The sequence below is a fragment of the Cedecea sp. VD22 genome (assembly GCF_037150195.1).
Lineage (GTDB): Bacteria > Pseudomonadota > Gammaproteobacteria > Enterobacterales > Enterobacteriaceae > Cedecea.
The window spans coordinates 81,140-99,498 of record NZ_JBBCPX010000006.1; the positions used below are offsets into that span (position 1 = coordinate 81,140).

Here is an 18,359-nt window from a genome sequence, read left to right on the forward strand (position 1 = left end):
TCGTTCAGTCTTTATGAACGATGCGTTGCTCTGCAGCGGCTTCAGCTTCGGTATCGGGCTTTTTGCCATTGTCGTCTTCAGCCATCGCTTTCTTAAAGCCTTTGATGGCAGAACCGAGATCGCCGCCCAGCGTGCGCAGCTTCTTGGTACCAAACAGCAATACGATCAGCGCGCCGACAACCAGCAGCTTAGTAATACTAATCTCTCCCATACCTACCTTCTTTTGTGATGCGTGCCGTGGCAACGGCGAATAAAAGACCTGATTGCATTAACGGACATTTGTCCGCGCGACACAATAGCAATCTGTAACAAGGTGAATCAAGATTTGATTAAAAAAACATCATAACATTTGCGGTGGCGCAAACCGGCGGTTACGCAGCACCGGCAGCATTTGCCTTACGTCCAGCACTCGCTCTGCTGTCATCTCGGCAAAAATCAGCGCAGGCACCTCGGCTGCTGCCGCGACGGTCACGCCCAGCGGGTCAATGATTCGGCTCTGGCCGATATTTTTATTGCCGCACTCCCCGGAAGCAACCATGTAGCAGGTTGAATCCAGCGCGCGAGCGGCGAGCAGTGTCGCCCAGTGAGCCTCTTTATGCGGCCCTTTTAGCCACGCTGCAGGCAAAACCAGCACTTCTGCTCCGCTAAGCGCCAGGCTCAACGCCATGTCAGGAAAACGAAGATCGTAGCAGGTCATCAGCCCGACGTTCATGCCGGCAACCTTAATCAAGGGGGCCAGGCTTGCTCCGGCATCCACCTGCTTAGATTCCTGCACGCTGAAAGCGTCATACAGATGAACCTTCTGGTAGCTCGCCACAATCTCACCGCCACGAATGGCCAGCAGAGTGTTTGCCGCCCGTCCATCACGGGTAGGGACATGCAGCGTTAGCACCGTTGTCATCTCGTTCTTCCGGCTTTCAGCCCGCAGCTGTTGTACATAGCCGTCATCCAGCTTCTGGGCGGACTTGACTGACATATCCGGGTCAGTATCACTCCGGGCTAGCACCGCTTCGGGTAAGACTAACAAATCGGCCTCTTTGGCCGCCGCTTGCGCCATAAGACTGACGCAGGTCGTCGCATTTTCCTGCCAGACTGGCCCCACCACAAACTGCCCGACCGCCACCTTCATATTCGCCTCGCCGTTCAAAGGATTAATTACAGCACATTGGGTATAAATCTCCCGACCTGAACGCTACACTTTTCCCATTGTTGATGTTTAATAAGGATTAACCGTGATTCAGATGCTATTCGCCGTCTTTATCGGCGGCGGGATGGGCAGCGTAGCACGCTGGTTTCTTAGTATGAAGTTCAATCCCCTGCATATGGGGATCCCCATCGGGACGCTAATCGCTAACCTGACCGGGGCGTTTATCATCGGCCTTGGGCTGGCGCTGTTCAGCCGCTTCAGCAACGTCGATCCGATGTGGAAGCTGCTGATAACCACCGGTTTCTGCGGAGGCCTGACCACGTTTTCGACGTTTTCTGCGGAAGTGGTTTTGCTGCTGCAGGATGGGCGATTGATGTGGGCCAGCATGAACGTCCTGCTCAACCTGGCCGGCTCGTTTATCATGACCGGGCTCGCATTTTGGCTGGTTTCTCTCTTCGTGACCCAATAAGCCCTGAAGCGTTAATGTTAGCTTAATTTTTCTCTGCCACTATCCCAGCCATATCTTTGGGGGAGCGGGCAATGAAAGAGCAAATAACCGGCTGGGCGAGCGTGCTGATAAGCGTCGTTATCGTTGGGCTGTTTTTGAAAACCTATCTGTTTGCCTAAAATCACAGGCAAAAAAAAACCCGCCTTGGCGGGTTTTTATATTCTACTGGTAATGACTTAGATAGGCATTACGTTTGCAGCAGAAGGGCCTTTGGCACCGTTAGTGATTTCAAACTCAACGCGCTGGCCTTCAGCCAGGGTTTTGAAACCATTGCTCTGGATTGCAGAGAAGTGTACGAACACGTCTTTGCTGCCATCTTCCGGAGTAATGAAGCCGAAGCCTTTGGATTCATTAAACCACTTAACGTTACCTTTAATCTTAGACATCAAAATTACCTTTACATGAAAAAACGACACAAATGCTGTGTCGGGCATCAGTACAACAATTGTGGTGGCTTTTGTCCAGTCCAGAATTGCTAAAAAGTGATAAAAGTCGCTAACTTTTTACTAGCTTGCGCATTACACCTTGTTTTTTAAGGGGTATAAAAACCCTCAATTTTCACCGGCTTCAGGCCGACAAAATCAGAACTGGAAACGCATCCACGCGAAGTAGACGTTACCGTTGTTATAGGTGCCTGGAATGTAGGTCATCTGGAAGGTTGCCGGGCCGTAGCCAATAGACGCCAGCGGCAGCACTACCGGAATTGGGATGTATTTCCAGTTGTCGCGAGCAGTAACCCCGACGGTGTACCCCAACCCTAAATGGAAATTATCATCGCTCAGCGGGCGCCAGGTTTTCTCCCAACCATAGCCGCCGATTGGCTCCCACTTATTGAAGGAGTCCTTGAACGCCATCAAATAGATGCCGTTCCAGTTACCATTTTCATCCCAGCGGGACTGGCCAAAACCTGCACCCCACGGCCGCTCGTTGTAGCGATCCGTTTTTTCTTTGTCATAGGCAAAGCGGGCGTGCCAGGTAATCGCCGGCACGTAAAGATCGTAGTGTTCTGGCTCACTCCAGGTTTTAGACACCTGGCCCGAGAAAGTTTCCCATGCATTGCTGAAAAAGCCGCCTTCCGCAGCAGCAGAAGCGCTCAACCCAAGCGTGCAAACAAAAATCAAAATTGAGAACAGTTTATTTGCGTAAGTCACGTCTTTATTACCATATTAAAATTCGACAGGTACCTTACTGAATTATATCTCAATGAAGGCTAAATCAGCACATGACTTGTAAAGAAAATTGTCCACTGCCAGTTGTCAATACGCTGAATTCCCAAACAGATGTCAGACAACGTTGAACAAAATTGCAAGCCGGAGCGCATAACTATATCCGCTCCGGCGAACAACACTTATTTCCGTTTTTTAATCAGCATATATACCGCAGGGATAACCAGCATCGACAGCAATGGCGCCGTCACCATCCCCCCAATCATCGGGGCGGCAATACGTCGCATCACTTCCGATCCGGTCCCGTTGCCCCACATAATCGGCAGTAAACCTGCCATAATAGTGGCCACCGTCATCACCTTTGGCCTGACGCGCAGGACAGCCCCCTCGTGAATGGCGCGCCGCAGCATACCGTCATCCTGTACCTCATCGGCTTTTTGATGCTTAGTCAGTGCCTGGTTTAAATAAAGTACCATGATCACGCCAAATTCAGCGGCAACTCCCGCCAGGGCAATAAAGCCTACGGCTCCGGCCACCGACAGGTTATATCCCAACAGGTAAAGCAGCCACACGCCGCCAATTAGCGAGAACGGTAAAGTCCCCATAATTAATAGCGCATCCTTCACTCGCGAGAAGGTGACATATAACAGTACAAATATGATTAACAAGGTAAAAGGCAGAACAACTTTTAATTTCGCCGTCGCACGTTCCAGGTATTCAAACTGCCCTGACCATGAAAGAGAAACGCCTTCAGGCAATTTCACCTGCTCGGCCACCGCACGCTGCATATCCTCCACGGCTGACTTCAAATCACGGCCACGCAGATCGACATAGATCCAGTTTGAAAGACGCGCATTTTCGCTTTTCAGCATCGGCGGCCCTTCTGTAATCGCAATATTTGCCAGCTCAGAAAGCGCTACCTGGCTGCCGTTGGAGGTAATAACCGGTAAATCACGCAGTTTCTGCAGGTTATCGCGCAGTTCACGCGGGTAGCGCACATTTATTGGGAAACGCTCACGCCCTTCGATAGTTTCACCCATGTTTTCCCCCCCGATAACCGTGGCAACCAGCGACTGCAGTTCTTTAACCGAAACGCCATAGCGCGCCGCTTTACGCCTGTCGATGTCAATGTCCACATAGCGCCCGCCGCCCAGGCGCTCAGCCAGCGCGGACGTCACACCCGGCACCTGCTTGACCACATGTTCAATCTGCTCGGCGACCGACTCAATGGCGGCAATATTATTGCCGTTCACCTTTATCCCAACCGGACTTTTAATCCCGGTGGCCAGCATGTCCAGTCGGTTACGAATAGGCGGCACCCACACGTTGGCAATGCCCGGCACCTTCACCACGCTGTCCAGCTCATTCACCAGCTTGTCCATCGTCATTCCCGGCCGCCACTGGTCGCGTGGCTTAAAGCGAATGGTGGTTTCAATCATTGTTAGCGGCGCAGGGTCGGTGGCCGTTTCAGCGCGTCCCGCTTTGCCAAAAACGGTTTCAACTTCCGGCACCGTTTTGATCAGGCGATCGGTCTGCTGCAGCAATCGTCCTGCCTCACGCGCCGAAATACCTGGCAACGTGGAAGGCATATACAGTAAATCCCCCTCATCCAGCGGCGGCATAAATTCGCTGCCCAGTTTGCTCAGCGGCCAAAGCGTGGCGACCAGCAACACACCGGCTACCGCAAGCGTGGTTTTCGGCCTGTCGAGCACCTTTTCCAGTACAGGCTCGTAGGCCGCAATCAGCCAGCGGTTAATCGGGTTGGCCTTTTCATCGGGGATCTTGCCGCGAATAAACCAGCCCATCAGCACCGGCACCAGCGTAATTCCCAGCCCCGCGGCCACCGCCATAGAATAAGTCTTGGTGAAGGCCAGCGGCGAAAACATCCTTCCCTCCTGCGCTTCAAGAGAGAACACCGGGATAAACGACAGGGTAATAATCAGCAGGCTGCAAAATAATGCCGGCCCCACTTCTACCGCCGCCTGCTGGGAAATTTGCCAGTAATCTTCGCTGCGCGGCTGCTCTCCCGGATGATCGTGCCGCCACTGCTCAAGCACTTTGTGCATGTTTTCAATCATCACTATCGCCGCGTCGACCATCGCGCCAATGGCAATTGCTATCCCGCCCAGCGACATGATATTGGCGTTCACGCCCTGGTAATGCATGACGATAAACGCCCCTAAAATCCCCAGCGGCAAAGTAATAATCGCCACCAGCGCAGAGCGGAAGTGGAACAGGAACAGCGAACAAATAATGGCGACCACGATAAACTCTTCCAGCAGCTTGTGGGAGAGCGTTTCAATCGCGCTTTCAATCAGGTGCGAGCGGTCGTACACCGGCACAATTTCAACGCCGGCGGGCAAACTCTTCTGCAGCTGAGCCAGCTTTGCTTTTACCGCGTTAATCGTTTCAAGGGCGTTTTTGCCGTAGCGCATCACGATAATGCCACCCGCGACTTCGCCTTCACCGTTAAACTCCGCCACGCCCCGACGAATTTCAGGCCCAAGCCTCACGGAAGCGACATCGGAAAGCAGCACCGGCACGCCGTCCCGGCTGGTGATAACCACCTGCTTGAAGTCATCCAGATTTTTGAGATAGCCAGAGGTCCGCACCATATACTCGGCTTCGCCCATCTCGATCACCGAACCACCGCCTTCCTGGTTGGCGCTTTTCACCGCGTTAATGATCTGCTCATGGGTAATATTCAGCGCCTTCATGCGCTCCGGATCGAGCACAATCTGGTACTGACGCACCATGCCGCCGACGCTTGCCACCTCAGAGACGTTGGGCACGGTTTTCAACTCAAACTTCAGCGTCCAGTCCTGAAGAGCTCGCAGATCCGCCAGGCTGTGCTTGCCGGTTCTGTCCACCAACGCATATTCGTATACCCAGCCAACCCCGGTAGCATCTGGCCCCAGCGAGGCTTTAGCCTCCGGCGGCAGCTGAGACTGCACCTGGCTCAGGTATTCAAGTACCCTGGAACGGGCCCAGTAAGGATCGGTCCCATCATCGAACAGAATGTAGACATAAGAATCGCCAAACATGGAGAAGCCACGCACCGTTTTGGCTCCCGGAACGGACAGCATGGTGGTGGTCAGCGGATAGGTGACCTGATCCTCCACGATTTGTGGCGCTTTGCCCGGGTAGCTGACCCGCACAATCACCTGCACGTCGGAGAGATCCGGCAGCGCATCCAGCGGCGCTCTCTGCAGCGACCAAAGCCCCCACGCCGCCATAATGATGGCGGCCAGCACCACCAGCAGACGATTTTTAAGCGACCAGCGAATAACGGCGGCAATCATTTGTGCGCCCCCGCCATCGGCATCAGGTGAGTAATAACGACCCCTTTTTCATCGTCCATTGTAAAGCTGAACATGACTGCATCACCCGGTTTCAGGCTGGTCGGCGATGTCAGCGCGAAAGGCATCACCATAGCGCCCCAGTTCAGCGCGGGGATAGGATGATGGGCAATAGTAATAGCGTCCGCGCTCACCGCTTTGACCACGCCTTCGCCGTCGTAGGTCTTTGCTGTAGGCGGCGCTTTTGGCTGAGCGTCTGTTTCAGGCAACGCGCTGCGCAGGCTCGCCTCTGAGTCGATAAGGAACTGGCCGGAAGTGACCACTTTCTCGCCCTCATTCAGCCCGGAACGAATCTCCACCCAGCCCTTGTCGCTGATGCCCGGCACCACGTTCACCGGGCGGAAATGGCCGCCGTCTTCGGCAACCAGCACCCGGCTTTGGCTTCCGGTTTCAATCAGCGACTCCTCCGGCACGGCCAGAACCGCGGCGCGGGGCTGCTGATTTGCCAGATGCACACTGAGGTACATGCCGGGCTTGAGCTTCATTTGCGGATTATCCAGCACAATGCGCGCCTTCAGCGTGCGGGTGGTGGTTTCGAGGTTCGGCAGCAGTTCGCTTACTCGCCCGTGGAATACCTCTCCAGGCCAGCTGTCGGCGGTCGCCACAATCTCGCTTCCCGGCTGCAATGCCTGAGCCTGAGACTGCGGGTAATCCACCACAATCCAGACGGAATCAAGGCTTGCCACTTCGAACAGCGGGGCATTCGCGGTCACCTGTTGCCCTTCCCGCGCCTCCAGTTTATTTACATACCCGGCAAGCTTTGCGCGAACGGTAACGCGGGTTTGCGGCTTGCCGCTGCGCTCAACCTGGCGAATCACTTCCGTGGGCATAAACTGCAGCTGCAGCCGCTCTCTGGCCGCCGCGGTTAAAGCGCTGTCTCCCAGCTTGCGCACCGCCAGAAACTCCTGCTGTGCGGCGGTCCATTCCGGGAACCACAGCTGCACCAACGGTTCCCCGGCTTTCACGTACTGCTGAGGGGCTTTGACATACAGCGTTTCCACAATACCGTTAGCGCTGGCCGGGATGATTTGTACGCTGCGTTCGTCCAGCGTTACGGTGGCAAAAGCGGCGAACGGCACGCTCAGAGCCTTGCGCTCAACGGCGGCAGTCTTAATGCCCAGGTTTTGCTGCTGGCGGTTGCTGACCGTCACGCCGCCATCGTTGGCCACTTCATCGGCATAGCGCGGGACCAGCGCCATATCCATAAACGGCGATTTCCCCGGCTTGTCGAACCGCTGACCGGGCACCATAGGATCGTACCAATACAGCACTTTGCGGCCGCTTTCCTGCTGGGGCTGAGCTTCGGCATGTTGGTGAAAGGTTGGCTGCTTCCCTGCGTAATATCCCGCGGCCAGCGCGGCAACAACCGCCCCTGCCAACAGGGAAAAAGTGAGTGATTTTTTCATTGGTTAACATCCTGAGGCGTAAGGTAGCGGATCGCCGCCCAGTTGGTGGCCACGGCTTTTTCCGCACTGCTGGCGGTCAGCTCGGTGTCCAGAAGATCCCGGCGAGCGGCCAGCAGCTCAGTCAGAGAGGATTGTCCGGCGCGGTACTGCGACGCCAGCAGAGACAGGCGTTGGCGCTGAAGCGGTAAAGCCTGATCCTGCTGCCGCTGCCAGACGTTTTGCGCAGCCTGGTAATTAGCCACCAGCGAGTGAACCAGCGCAACACGCTCCCGACGAGCCAGTGCCAGTTGATCGTTCGCTTCCATCGCACGGGAAACGTCGGCGGAGTAATCTTTATCCTGCCGCTGAGGCTTAAACAGAGGCAGATCGACGGTGAACATCACGCCCGCCATATCGTCATAACCTTCAGCGCGGCGTCCGTAATACACCTCAATCCCAACATCAGGTTTAGCGGCTACGGCGGACTGGGCTGATTTCGCACGAGCAACGTCGGCTTCACGGGCGGCTTCAATCACCTCCGGATGCTGCATCACGCCTTCTTCAAGCACTGCCGGATCGGCCGGTAACCGCTGGTAGCGGGGCAATGTCCCCACCACGCTATCGACCGTCTGCCCGGTCAGCTGCAGAAGCCGGGTCTGCGCCAGGGTGACATCCCGCTCGGCAAGCGTGACTTTGTCCTGCATGGAGAGCAGCGTCATACGGATATCTACCACGCCGGAAGCGGGCGAGCTGCCGCTGGCCACGGTGGCTTTCTGGACGCCAATCTGCCGCTCGGTTTCGCTCACCAGCTTACGGGCAGCCGTCAGCACTCGCTCAGATAAAGCAAGATCCAGCCACGCCTGCGCGGTATCGCGCTGAAGATTGGCGCGAATCACCTCCGCTTTGGCCTGGCTACTGGCCGACTGCGCCAGAATAGTGTCCGCTTTACGGTCGCGTTTATCTTCGCTGACGTAGTCCTGCATGATGCCGATACGCTGCATGGTCATGCCGTCACGGCTAAAGCGATGGTTATTACTTCCCCCCACCGGCACGTTTTCGATACCAAACTTCAGCTTTGGATCGGGCAATTGCCGGGCAGAGTCAGCCATGGCGTTCAGCGCATCGCTCTGATTACGGTTGGCGGACAGCGCCGCAGAATAGTGCTCGGCGGCCAGCAGAGTCTGTTGCAGGCTGAGCTCCGCCGCCTGAGCGGCGGAGACAGACGTAGCCAACAGCACTCCACCAAGCCAGAGGCTCAGGGTGTGTTGTTTCATAGCAACCTCGGTTAGTTAAGCGGGGTTGCGGAAGCCAGCTGATACCCGGCCGCATGCTGGGTGAAAGAGAAGGCAATCTTCTCCCCCACCTTAAACGCCGGCAGCGAACCGTCTTTCGGCAAAGTGAACGTCATCGTCATGGCTGGCCAGCCAAGCTCGGCGACGGGATGATGGGCAATAGACACGCTATCGGCGGTGATGGTCTTCACCACGCCTTCGGTTTTGTAGACCTTGATCGCCGAAGTCGCATCAGAAGACATCGTCATGCCAGGCATGTCAGACATCCCCTTCATAGAGGACATATCGTGGGAAGTTTCAGCGGAAAAAGCAGGGAAAGCGGCAACAACAAGCAGCGCACCGGCCGCAGCAGAACGAATAGCGTTAAACATGATTTATCTCCAAAACACAGTCAAAAAGGGAATGGGCAAAGCCCCAAAACATTGACGGTGCTGGAGTTATTCTCTAAAGCGGCAAAAACGAATGGTTGCCGGAGGTCCTGTTGCGGGAGGGGTAACATAAGGGGCGGATTCAACGACCGTTGAACACTGAGGCTCAACCAGCGCAAGGGTATCTGCAACCGGTAACGCCACCAGCGAGCTGTGCCCGTTGTCTTTTTGCATTACGTCAGGCACGCAGTGTTTTTCACACAGCGGGTTACTGAGTTTCGCCTGCATCGCCTTGTCAGGCATCTGCATGGTGTCGGCATGCGGGGCTGCCATGGGGCCAGCGGTCATATCAACCGGGCAATCGTAGGACGCTATCGCCACCTGACTGTTGACAAAAAACCAGCCCAACGCCAACAGCAGCATCAAAAGATGCTTCCTGATAAAGCGCCAGCGGCTTGTCGACCAGAGGGAGGTGTGCAGCATAAAAACCCCGACATAAAAGAGATCGGCAGTATAGGCGGCAGCCTGTCGCGTTTTAAAGTTTTTTTTAACTGGTTTACGAAAAAGCCATTCGTTAACAATCAGGCAAAACAATCATTGTTTTTACATAACCGATCGCCGGTTATACCGCCAAAACTCGCACAATTTTTATGCCTTATTTTTTATCGACCACGTCGATAAATGTAATGCAGCCAACAAAAGCTTTGCCTAAAGTTGATCCGTTGCAACGAAAGTTGATGCTTATCAGAAACTCCAAACGGGTTCTGAGGCAAATTCTTAGCCCTTTACAGTCGCCTGTAAAAAATCACTATTTTAATTTCTGAGAGAAAACCACTTACAGCCGCAAGCGTAAGGACGCCGAAGAGCGCCTTAGCGTATCAGGGGATATCATGCTTACCATTCTGGAACTTATTATCGGGGTCGTGGTGATTGTGGGCGTTGCCCGCTACATCATCAAAGGCTATTCCGCCACCGGCGTGCTGTTCGTCGGCGGGTTATTGTTACTTATCGTCAGCGCGTTGATGGGGCATAAAGTGTTGCCCGCCAGCGCGGAAAGCACCGGCTACACCGCCACGGACATCTTTGAATACGTCAAAATCCTGCTGATGAGCCGCGGCGGCGATCTTGGCATGATGATCATGATGCTCTGCGGGTTTGCCGCCTACATGACCCATATCGGCGCCAACGATGTGGTGGTCAAACTGGCCTCTAAGCCGCTGAAATTCATCAACTCGCCTTACTTACTGATGATTGCCGCCTACTTCGTCGCCTGCCTGATGTCGCTGGCGGTCTCTTCCGCAACCGGGCTTGGGGTGCTGTTAATGGCTACGCTGTTCCCGGTCATGGTCAATGTTGGTATCAGCCGCGGAGCTGCCGCAGCCATTTGCGCTTCCCCGGCGGCGATTATTCTGGCTCCAACGTCCGGAGACGTGGTGCTGGCCGCTCAGGCTTCTGAAATGTCGCTGGTCGACTTTGCCTTTAAAACGACCATTCCTATCTCCATCGCTGCCATCATCAGCATGGCCATCGCGCATTTCTTCTGGCAGCGCTATCTCGACAAGAAAGAGCACATCAACCACGAAATGCTGGACGTGAGTGAAATTCAGACTTCCGCGCCCGCTTTCTACGCCATCCTGCCGTTTACGCCGATTGTCGGGGTACTCATTTTCGACGGCAAATGGGGCCCGCAGCTGCATATCATTACTATCCTGGTGATATGTATTCTGATTGCCGCGCTGATTGAGTTTTTCCGCAGCTTCAATACGCAGCACGTCTTCTCCGGGATGGAAGTTTGCTATCGCGGCATGGCGGACGCCTTTGCCAACGTGGTGATGCTGCTGGTTGCCGCCGGCGTTTTTGCCCAGGGCTTAAGCACCATCGGCTTTATTCAAAGCCTGATCTCTATTGCCACCTCGTTTGGTTCCGCAAGCATTATTCTGATGCTGGTGCTGGTGGTGCTGACCATGCTGGCGGCCATGACCACCGGCTCCGGTAACGCACCGTTCTATGCCTTCGTCGAAATGATCCCGAAACTGGCTCACTCTTCCGGGATTAACCCGGCATACCTGACCATTCCGATGCTGCAGGCTTCCAACCTGGGCCGCACCATTTCTCCAGTTTCCGGCGTGGTAGTGGCCGTTGCCGGGATGGCAAAAATCTCACCTTTCGAGGTGGTGAAGCGTACCTCTGTGCCGGTCGCCGTCGGTCTTATTGTGGTGATTATCGCCACGGAGATTCTGGTTCCTGCTGCAGCGATCGTTCACTAACCCGCAGCCATCATTGTTTCAAGCGCCTGCATCAGGCGCTTTTTTTATGCCTATAATAAGCCCGCCTCCAGGACAGATAAGAGAATAATGATGAATTTCACACCGCGACATTTACTGCTTTGCACGCCGCTTTTACTTAGTCCACTTGCGTTTGCCGACGCCCTGCAGCCCAGCCAGTACGGGGATTTTGATCGCTACGTGCTGGCGCTCTCCTGGCAAACCGGCTTCTGTCAGAGCATGCACGACCGCAATCGCAACGAACCCGCGGAGTGTAAAGCCCAGCAGGAACAGGCGGATAAAAGTGCCTTCCTGACCGTTCACGGCCTCTGGCCCGGTCTGCCAAAATCTGTCGCGTCACGCGGCGTCGATGAAAAACGCTGGATGCGCTACGGCTGCGCCACTCGCCCGGTGCCGAATATGGCCGAAGCCAGGGCTTCAAACAAATGCGCCGCGCCGGATACCGGGCTTTCCGTTGAAATGGCCTCAAAGCTGGCCGGCGTGATGCCCGGCGCCGGGGGCCAATCCTGCCTGGAGCGCTACGAATACGCCAAGCACGGCGTTTGCTTTGGCTTTAACCCCGACGATTACTTCGGCACGATGGTGCGCCTGAATGGAGAAGTGAAACACAGCGCTTTTGGCCAGTTCCTGGCTCAGCACTACGGCCAGGTGGTGACGCGTAAGGCGTTTAACCAAGCCGTGAAGCAAACCTGGGGCAGCGATGCGGTGAATGCCATCAAGCTAACCTGTGACGGTAATCCCGCCTACCTCACGGAAATGCAGATCTCCCTGCTGGCAGACAAGATTAACCAACCGCTGCAAACTGCCTCCTTTGCCCCGCAAAAACACCCCGGCAACTGCGGGAAGAGCTTCCGCCTGGACGCAGTTGGCTACTGACAGAATAAATACTGAAGTCAAAAATTAATCGCATCACTATTTGTTCCGGTTTTTTGGTTATAGCCTTCAGGTAACGAACCTGGAGGTGACCATGAACAGAACAAAACGGTACTTACTGCAGCTAAGGGCGCAGTTCGAGCGTGAAGGCAGCCAGCAAAAACTGCTGGGGTTTATCTGGCTCTCGCCGCAGCAGCGCTATGAAATTCTCAAAGAGCTCTTGTTGCCGATAGCGGAACACCCTGCTCGTTAAAAGCCGCCGGGCCCCGTGCTACACGGTGGCCCCCGCAGTATTTCGCTCCCTGATGGTGTAAGTCAGGCGCGTGTCAGACTTTTCCCAGCCAAACAATTCCCCCGCTCACCTTTCGCACTGATTATTTTGATTGTTTGAACTTCGTCCCAGAATGTTAACAAACATTACAGAGTTCATTTACAGGCAACCGGATGTTACCGATATCATGTTACCGGTATCAGCATCACCCAATAACACGCTTTTGGTGCATTCATCTGAGAATTTGCCACTGGGGAAATAAAATGACCGAAATAACAACAAGTTTAGGCGCAGGAAGCCTGCTGGGTATTGCCGCCTGTTCCGTCGTGCTCCTGCTCGTATTGATCATGCGCTTTCGCGTACATGCCTTCCTGGCGCTGACCCTGGTCAGCGTCATTGTGGCACTCGTCACAGGCGTGCCGTTCGACAAAATTGTACCCACGATCCTGGGTGGCTTTGGCAGCACCCTGGCAGGCGTCGCTTTATTAGTTGGACTCGGCGCCATGATTGGCCGCCTGTTGGAAATTTCCGGCGGCGCAAAGGTGCTGGCGGACACCCTGGTTGGGACCTTTGGCGCTCACCGGGCACCTTTTGCCCTTGGCGTCGCGTCACTGCTTTTTGGCTTCCCGATCTTCTTTGACGCGGGTCTGGTGGTGATGCTGCCGATCATCTTCAGCGTCGCCAAGCAATTCGGCGGCTCAACGCTGAAATATGCGCTCCCGGCGGCCGGTGCTTTTGCGGTGATGCACGCGCTTCTGCCGCCGCATCCAGGCCCGGTGGCCGCCAGCGAACTGCTGGGGGCGAACATCGGTTTGCTGGTTGTGGTAGGGCTGATTATCGCCATCCCGACCTGGTATCTCGGGGCCTATCTCTTCGGGCTGTATGCCGGGAAGAAATTCGATATTCCTCTGCCGAGTTCTTTCCTCGGTAAAGTCGAAGTGGATCAGAATCACCAGCCGCCGTCATTCGGCATGGTCATGACAATTTTACTGATGCCGCTGGTGCTGATCTTCCTCGATACCGGCCTCAACACCGCCACTGTGCTCGGCTGGGTCAGCGCCGACAATACGCTGGTGAACTTCTTGCGCATGCTGGGCAAAACGCCTATTGCGCTGCTGATTACCGTCTTTTTTGCCCTGATGGTCTTCAGCGGCAAACATAGCCGCCAGCATCTTGAAAAGGTATGTGACGGCGCACTCGGCCCGATTTGCGGCATTATCCTGGTGACCGGAGCGGGCGGTATGTTCGGCGGCGTGCTACGCGCAAGCGGCATTGGTGACGCGCTGGCTGGCGTCCTCTCAGACACCGGCATGCCGGTTATCGTTGCCGCCTTTGTTATCTCGACTGCGCTTCGCGTTGCTCAAGGGTCAGCCACCGTTGCCCTGACCACTACCGCCGCGCTGGTCTCACCGATGGTCGAAGCCACCACGGGCCTGAGCCAGTTTGACCTGTGCTTTATCGTTATCGCGATTGCCGGGGGCGCTACCGTCCTGTCTCACGTGAATGACTCCGGCTTCTGGCTGGTGGGGCGTTTCCTGGAAATGGATGAGAAAACGACGCTGAAAACCTGGACCGTGATGGAAACGCTGATCGGCACCATCGCCTTCCTGCTGGCGGCGCTGGGGAGCGTGATTCTGTAAGGGAATCGGGGGAAGTCAAAATGTGACTGATCTCGCTTTCAACTCCGGGCTAAGCTCAGTATCATCGTTCCTACGTGAACAACCCTCGCCGGTTTCGGTGGGGGTTTTTCTTTGTACGATTTCAGCACATGAGTGCCCTGCTTTTTTACACGGAGAGAACTATGTCCAGACCTGCCATCATCATTAACGAACTAGACGCCGAACGCCTTGACCACCTGCTGGAACAGCCGCAGTACGCCAAAGCCCCGGTGGCAGAGGCGCTCAACGCCGAACTGGATCGCGCGGAGATGTGCAGCCCGGAGAAGATGCCGTCGGATGTGGTGTCCATGAACAGCCGCGTAGAGTTTCGCGATTTAAGCACTCAGGAAGTCCACGTACGCACGCTGGTTTACCCGGCGAACCTGACCGACAGCGATAACCAGCTTTCTGTTATGGCTCCAGTCGGTGCCGCGCTGCTCGGCCTGCGGGTTGGCGATAGTATCAACTGGACGTTGCCAAACGGCAGTCAGACTCACCTTGAAGTGCTCGCTTTGCACTACCAGCCTGAATCTGCCGGTGAATTTCACCGCTAATTCAATTCGCGGCGGCGGCCTCTCTTTCGGGAGAGACGGCTTCTTACCCTCACCCTAACCCTCTCCCTCCGGGAGAGGGCCGGGGTGAGGGGTCTGACCTCACAGAACCGCCTCCTCGGTCAAAATACGCTTCGCCCCCAGGTAATGATCCTGCCAGTAATTGTCTGCCAGTTGGCTGATGCGGATATTCAGCCCGGTTCTGGGCGCCTCGATAAACTGCCCTTCTCCCAAATAAACCCCGACGTGATCGGCGCGATCCTGGCTTTTGATACTGAAAAACACCAGATCGCCACGCTGAAGCTGGCGCTGACTTATTCGCTTTAATCGCCGATCCTGAAACATACCGTTGGCGGTACGCGGCAGCTTTTGGCTAAGCAGCTTGTTATAGGCGTAATAGATTAGCCCGCTGCAGTCGAAGCCCTGCTCGGGCGTCTGTCCACCCCAGACATAGGGTTTGCCCAACTGTTGCTTGAGCCGCGCTATCACTTTGTGGAGAGTGGCTTCCACACGCGGGCTTACCATCTCAGCCATAAGCGCTTCGGTCGCCAACGGCCACAGACCTTCTGAGCCCCCCATCAGCCCAGGACGCCAGCGAGTGTGCATGGCGAGCTGCTCACGGTTCAGGGCACGAGCGACCAGTTTTTCAGCAGCCTGACGCTTTTTCTGTTCGGGCGTAGGCGGGACAACTGCAAGGCGATTTTTGGCACGGGTAAGCAGCCTTGCACGATTTTTCATCCGTTCACGGGCTTCTTTACTCTGCGGCTGCGCGATCTGTGTGCGCTTCACGCTTGCTTTAGACTTTTTCGCGGGTGAAGCCCAGGCCTGGGACGAAAACAGGACGAATAGCAGCAGAAAAAAAAATCCCGCCCTACGCCGGGAGAGTTCGGACGCAGGCGAAAAAGTGGAGACAATTGAGGTGGAAATAGACATAAGCAACACAAATACCTGAAAACTTAGCGTGCCGCGGAGGGCTGCTGCGCCACGCGCTCGGCCAGCGGCTTAAGCACTTTTTCGCCATGCTGACCAAAGAATTGATACAGCGAAGCGCTAGCGGAATGGGTCAACACCATGATCTCAATACGGCGATTGGCCGAACTGAGCGGATGGTCAGGATCGAGCAACATCTGGTCAGCCATCCCGCTAACCTGCAGCACTTTTCCGGTATCCAGCCCGCCCTTCGCCAGCGCTTTGCGCGCCTGCATGGCACGCTCGCCGGAAAGGTTCCAGTTGTTGTAAAGCTCCTGGTCACGAAAACGCGTCGCATCGGTGTGTCCGGTAATAATAATTTTGTTGTCAATGGCGTTCAGCGCCGTAGCAAACTCCGTCAGCAGGCGGTTAAAAAAGGGAGTCAGAATGGCGCTGCTGCGCTGGAACATTTCTCGTTTTTGATCATCCTGCACCAGAATACGCAGCCCCTGCGGCACGATCTCGATTTGCAGATTAGACTGCGCCTCATAGGCTGAAGTGATCTTCATGATCACCCGGGCCAAATCTTCAATTTCCTGCTCTGAGCGGCGGTTCACGTCTTCCAGACTTTCCCCATGGCTTGCCGCATTGGTCAATGCCTGTAGCGCAGCAACATCCTGCTGAATAGCCTGGCTGGCATCATCCGGCTTTGGCTTCCCGGCCAGAACAGTAACGCTGCCTCCGGAGCCGTTTAGCTGGGTAATCGGCATCCCGGACATGCCGTCAAACAGCGAGTCGCTGTTAAGCAAAGAGACAATCTCTTTCCGCTCTTCTTCGGTGACCGCCCCCATAATTAACTTCGTGGTGGTCACCAAAGGCGCAGAACGTATTTCTGAAGTGTCCGCCCGTTTTACCCTTGACGCCCTGCCCGGCAAACAGATGGCGATCGATGCCGACCTGAATGCCGGATTAATCAATCAGCAACAGGCCAAAACCCGGCGTAAAGACGTTGCCAACGAAGCCGATTTCTACGGCGCGATGGACGGGGCCTCAAAGTTCGTGCGCGGCGACGCCATTGCCGGGATCATGGTGCTTATCATCAACGTGATCGGCGGGATTTGTATTGGTATTTTTAAATACGATCTTTATGCCAGCCACGCCTTCCAGCAGTACGTGTTGCTGACGATTGGTGATGGCCTGGTCGCGCAGATCCCATCCCTGCTGCTGGCGACTGCGGCCGCTATTATCGTGACCCGAGTAAGCGACGATGCCGACGTTAGCCACGAAATTAAAACGCAATTGCTCGCCCGCCCGAACGTACTTTATACCGCTGCGTTCGTGATGTTTATTCTGGCCATCGTGCCGGGTATGCCGCATATCGCCTTCCTGAGCTTTACCGCTCTGCTGCTGTTTGCCGCCTGGCGGCAGAGCAAAGTGGTACAGCCTGCGCAGCAGCAGGATGATGACATTCTGGCGATTCAGGAGGCGCTCAGCCCCGACACGGAACCTACCGTCAGTTGGGACAGCATTCCGCTGGTCGAGCCGATTGGTCTGAACCTTGGCTACAAGCTGGTTTCGCTGGTGGATACAGCCAAAGGCAGCCCGCTTTCGCAGCGTATTCGCGGGGCGCGACAGGTTATCTCTGAGACCTGCGGCGTGCTGTTGCCAGAGATCCGCATCCGTGAGAACTTCCGCCTCAAACCCGCCCAGTACTCCATCCACATCAATGGTATTCGAGTGGCGCTGGGGGAAGTGAACTCGGAAAAACTGATGGCGATCCCCGGCAGCGAACTGTACGGCGAGATTGACGGCGTGCTGGATACCGATCCGGCTTACGGCATGGCTATCGTCTGGATTGATCCCGACCAAAAAGCGCGGGCGTTAAATCTTGGCTATCAGGTGGTGGATTGCGCCAGCGTGGTGGCCACGCACGTCAACAAAGTGGCGCGCCAGCATTTGCCCGATCTGTTTAATTATGACGATATCACGCATCTCCATGCGCGCCTGGCGCTGCAGGCTCCCAAGCTTGCGGAAGACTTAAATGCTGCGCTGAATTTCAGCCAGTTGCTGAAAGTGTACCGGCAGCTTCTGCTGGAACAGGTGTCGCTGAAAGACATTGTCACCATTGCCGCCACGCTGCTGGAAAGCGCCGCGGTGACCAAAGATCCGCAGCTGCTGTGTGCCGATGTACGTTACGCCCTGCGGCGCGCTATTTTGCATAACATCAACGGCGATCGCGGTCAGCTTGCCGCCTACACCATGGATAACGAGCTGGAAAACCTGCTGCTGAACGCTCTGAATCAGGCCCAACAGGCCGGGAAAGTGGCACTGGACAGCTTCCCGGTTGACCCCAATATTCTGTCGCAGCTGCAAAATACCATGCCGATGATTTACGAGCAGATGAGGGCGAAAAGCCTGCCGCCTTTGCTGCTGGTTACCCCACAGCTTCGCCCGATTCTGGCGCGCTATGGCCGCCTGTTTAGCACCGGGCTGCATGTGTTGTCTTATAACGAGGTGCCGGACGACAGTGATTTGAAGATTGTCGGGACATTGGCGTGATTTCCCCCTCACCCCGCCCCTCTCCCTT

17 protein-coding genes and 1 pseudogene are annotated in these 18,359 nt (G+C 55.5%); 7 read left to right on the top strand and 11 right to left on the bottom strand.

Annotated features, from left to right (window positions below):
- Positions 1–4 precede the first annotated feature (4 nt).
- Positions 5–211: a twin-arginine translocase subunit TatE gene (gene tatE, locus WFK85_RS13330; RefSeq protein ID WP_008456034.1), complete on the bottom strand. Its 207-nt coding sequence runs from the start codon at positions 209–211 to the stop codon at positions 5–7.
- A 129-nt stretch (positions 212–340) separates the two neighbouring features.
- Entirely contained in the window at positions 341–1,129 is a 789-nt protein-coding gene (locus WFK85_RS13335; RefSeq protein ID WP_008456033.1) for a deaminated glutathione amidase, read from the bottom strand.
- Between the two features lie 103 nt (positions 1,130–1,232).
- On the opposite strand from WFK85_RS13335, the gene crcB reads away from it, so the two are divergent.
- The gene (crcB, locus tag WFK85_RS13340; RefSeq protein ID WP_336708405.1) at positions 1,233–1,616 is read left to right on the top strand and encodes a fluoride efflux transporter CrcB; all 384 of its coding nucleotides are present in this window, start codon (positions 1,233–1,235) and stop codon (positions 1,614–1,616) included.
- Positions 1,617–1,831: 215 nt separating this feature from the next.
- Here crcB and cspE read toward each other — a convergent pair whose 3' ends face one another.
- The 7 genes from cspE to WFK85_RS13375 all read right to left on the bottom strand — a co-directional run bounded on the left by cspE (position 1,832) and on the right by WFK85_RS13375 (position 9,708).
- Positions 1,832–2,041: a transcription antiterminator/RNA stability regulator CspE gene (gene cspE / locus WFK85_RS13345; RefSeq protein WP_004100146.1), complete on the bottom strand. Its 210-nt coding sequence runs from the start codon at positions 2,039–2,041 to the stop codon at positions 1,832–1,834.
- Positions 2,042–2,236: 195 nt separating this feature from the next.
- Positions 2,237–2,806, bottom strand: coding sequence for a lipid IV(A) palmitoyltransferase PagP (gene pagP, locus WFK85_RS13350; protein WP_008456022.1), 570 nt, complete (start codon positions 2,804–2,806; stop codon positions 2,237–2,239).
- A gap of 197 nt (positions 2,807–3,003) precedes the next feature.
- Positions 3,004–6,123, bottom strand: a complete 3,120-nt coding sequence (locus WFK85_RS13355) for an efflux RND transporter permease subunit (protein ID WP_008456020.1) — start codon at positions 6,121–6,123, stop codon at positions 3,004–3,006.
- Positions 6,120–7,586, bottom strand: coding sequence for an efflux RND transporter periplasmic adaptor subunit (locus tag WFK85_RS13360; RefSeq protein WP_336708402.1), 1,467 nt, complete (start codon positions 7,584–7,586; stop codon positions 6,120–6,122). The genes WFK85_RS13355 and WFK85_RS13360 overlap by 4 nt, the downstream gene beginning before the upstream one ends.
- Positions 7,583–8,839 carry a TolC family protein gene (locus WFK85_RS13365; RefSeq protein WP_336708399.1) on the bottom strand — a complete coding sequence of 419 codons (1,257 nt, stop codon included), beginning with the start codon at positions 8,837–8,839 and terminating at the stop codon, positions 7,583–7,585. Before WFK85_RS13365 ends, WFK85_RS13360 begins: the two co-directional genes overlap by 4 nt.
- Positions 8,840–8,850: 11 nt before the next feature.
- A complete protein-coding gene (locus WFK85_RS13370; protein ID WP_166994523.1) occupies positions 8,851–9,228 on the bottom strand; it encodes a copper-binding protein in 378 nt (125 codons plus the stop codon).
- A 66-nt stretch (positions 9,229–9,294) separates the two neighbouring features.
- Entirely contained in the window at positions 9,295–9,708 is a 414-nt protein-coding gene (locus tag WFK85_RS13375) for a DUF2946 domain-containing protein (RefSeq protein WP_336708397.1), read from the bottom strand.
- 407 nt (positions 9,709–10,115) lie between these two features.
- On the opposite strand from WFK85_RS13375, the gene dcuC reads away from it, so the two are divergent.
- The 5 genes from dcuC (at position 10,116) to rnk (ending at position 14,866) form a co-directional block, all read left to right on the top strand.
- A complete protein-coding gene (gene dcuC / locus WFK85_RS13380) occupies positions 10,116–11,492 on the top strand; it encodes an anaerobic C4-dicarboxylate transporter DcuC (RefSeq protein ID WP_008456010.1) in 1,377 nt (458 codons plus the stop codon).
- 87 nt (positions 11,493–11,579) lie between these two features.
- The gene (gene rna / locus WFK85_RS13385) at positions 11,580–12,386 is read left to right on the top strand and encodes a ribonuclease I (RefSeq protein ID WP_008456009.1); all 807 of its coding nucleotides are present in this window, start codon (positions 11,580–11,582) and stop codon (positions 12,384–12,386) included.
- 91 nt (positions 12,387–12,477) lie between these two features.
- Positions 12,478–12,636, top strand: a complete 159-nt coding sequence (locus WFK85_RS13390; protein WP_157141387.1) for a hypothetical protein — start codon at positions 12,478–12,480, stop codon at positions 12,634–12,636.
- A 281-nt stretch (positions 12,637–12,917) separates the two neighbouring features.
- Entirely contained in the window at positions 12,918–14,294 is a 1,377-nt protein-coding gene (locus WFK85_RS13395; RefSeq protein ID WP_008456007.1) for a GntP family permease, read from the top strand.
- A 161-nt stretch (positions 14,295–14,455) separates the two neighbouring features.
- Entirely contained in the window at positions 14,456–14,866 is a 411-nt protein-coding gene (gene rnk, locus WFK85_RS13400) for a nucleoside diphosphate kinase regulator (protein WP_336708394.1), read from the top strand.
- Positions 14,867–14,965: 99 nt separating this feature from the next.
- Here rnk and WFK85_RS13405 read toward each other — a convergent pair whose 3' ends face one another.
- Together WFK85_RS13405 and WFK85_RS13410 are read right to left on the bottom strand one after the other, a co-directional pair.
- Positions 14,966–15,802, bottom strand: a complete 837-nt coding sequence (locus WFK85_RS13405) for an NlpC/P60 family protein (RefSeq protein WP_166994522.1) — start codon at positions 15,800–15,802, stop codon at positions 14,966–14,968.
- Positions 15,803–15,819: 17 nt separating this feature from the next.
- Positions 15,820–16,623 carry an OmpA family protein gene (locus tag WFK85_RS13410; protein ID WP_336708392.1) on the bottom strand — a complete coding sequence of 268 codons (804 nt, stop codon included), beginning with the start codon at positions 16,621–16,623 and terminating at the stop codon, positions 15,820–15,822.
- Between WFK85_RS13410 and WFK85_RS13415 the strand changes: the two are divergent.
- Positions 16,622–18,331, top strand: a pseudogene (locus WFK85_RS13415) (flagellar biosynthesis protein FlhA); the annotation flags it as partial. The gene WFK85_RS13410 and the pseudogene WFK85_RS13415 sit on opposite strands and share 2 nt — an antisense overlap.
- Between the last annotated feature and the right edge of the window lie 28 nt (positions 18,332–18,359).

Bases quoted from the DNA above. Each gene is read 5' to 3' on its own strand.
- rna (WP_008456009.1), top strand. From the start codon at position 11,580: ATGATGAATTTCACACCGCGACATTTACTGCTTTGCACGCCGCTTTTA.
- WFK85_RS13395 (WP_008456007.1), top strand. From the start codon at position 12,918: ATGACCGAAATAACAACAAGTTTAGGCGCAGGAAGCCTGCTGGGTATT.
- WFK85_RS13375 (WP_336708397.1), bottom strand. From the start codon at position 9,708: ATGCTGCACACCTCCCTCTGGTCGACAAGCCGCTGGCGCTTTATCAGG.
- WFK85_RS13370 (WP_166994523.1), bottom strand. From the start codon at position 9,228: ATGTTTAACGCTATTCGTTCTGCTGCGGCCGGTGCGCTGCTTGTTGTT.
- cspE (WP_004100146.1), bottom strand. From the start codon at position 2,041: ATGTCTAAGATTAAAGGTAACGTTAAGTGGTTTAATGAATCCAAAGGC.
- WFK85_RS13365 (WP_336708399.1), bottom strand. From the start codon at position 8,839: ATGAAACAACACACCCTGAGCCTCTGGCTTGGTGGAGTGCTGTTGGCT.
- WFK85_RS13390 (WP_157141387.1), top strand. From the start codon at position 12,478: ATGAACAGAACAAAACGGTACTTACTGCAGCTAAGGGCGCAGTTCGAG.
- tatE (WP_008456034.1), bottom strand. From the start codon at position 211: ATGGGAGAGATTAGTATTACTAAGCTGCTGGTTGTCGGCGCGCTGATC.
- WFK85_RS13410 (WP_336708392.1), bottom strand. From the start codon at position 16,623: ATGGGGGCGGTCACCGAAGAAGAGCGGAAAGAGATTGTCTCTTTGCTT.
- WFK85_RS13360 (WP_336708402.1), bottom strand. From the start codon at position 7,586: ATGAAAAAATCACTCACTTTTTCCCTGTTGGCAGGGGCGGTTGTTGCC.
- WFK85_RS13335 (WP_008456033.1), bottom strand. From the start codon at position 1,129: ATGAAGGTGGCGGTCGGGCAGTTTGTGGTGGGGCCAGTCTGGCAGGAA.
- WFK85_RS13355 (WP_008456020.1), bottom strand. From the start codon at position 6,123: ATGATTGCCGCCGTTATTCGCTGGTCGCTTAAAAATCGTCTGCTGGTG.
- rnk (WP_336708394.1), top strand. From the start codon at position 14,456: ATGTCCAGACCTGCCATCATCATTAACGAACTAGACGCCGAACGCCTT.
- dcuC (WP_008456010.1), top strand. From the start codon at position 10,116: ATGCTTACCATTCTGGAACTTATTATCGGGGTCGTGGTGATTGTGGGC.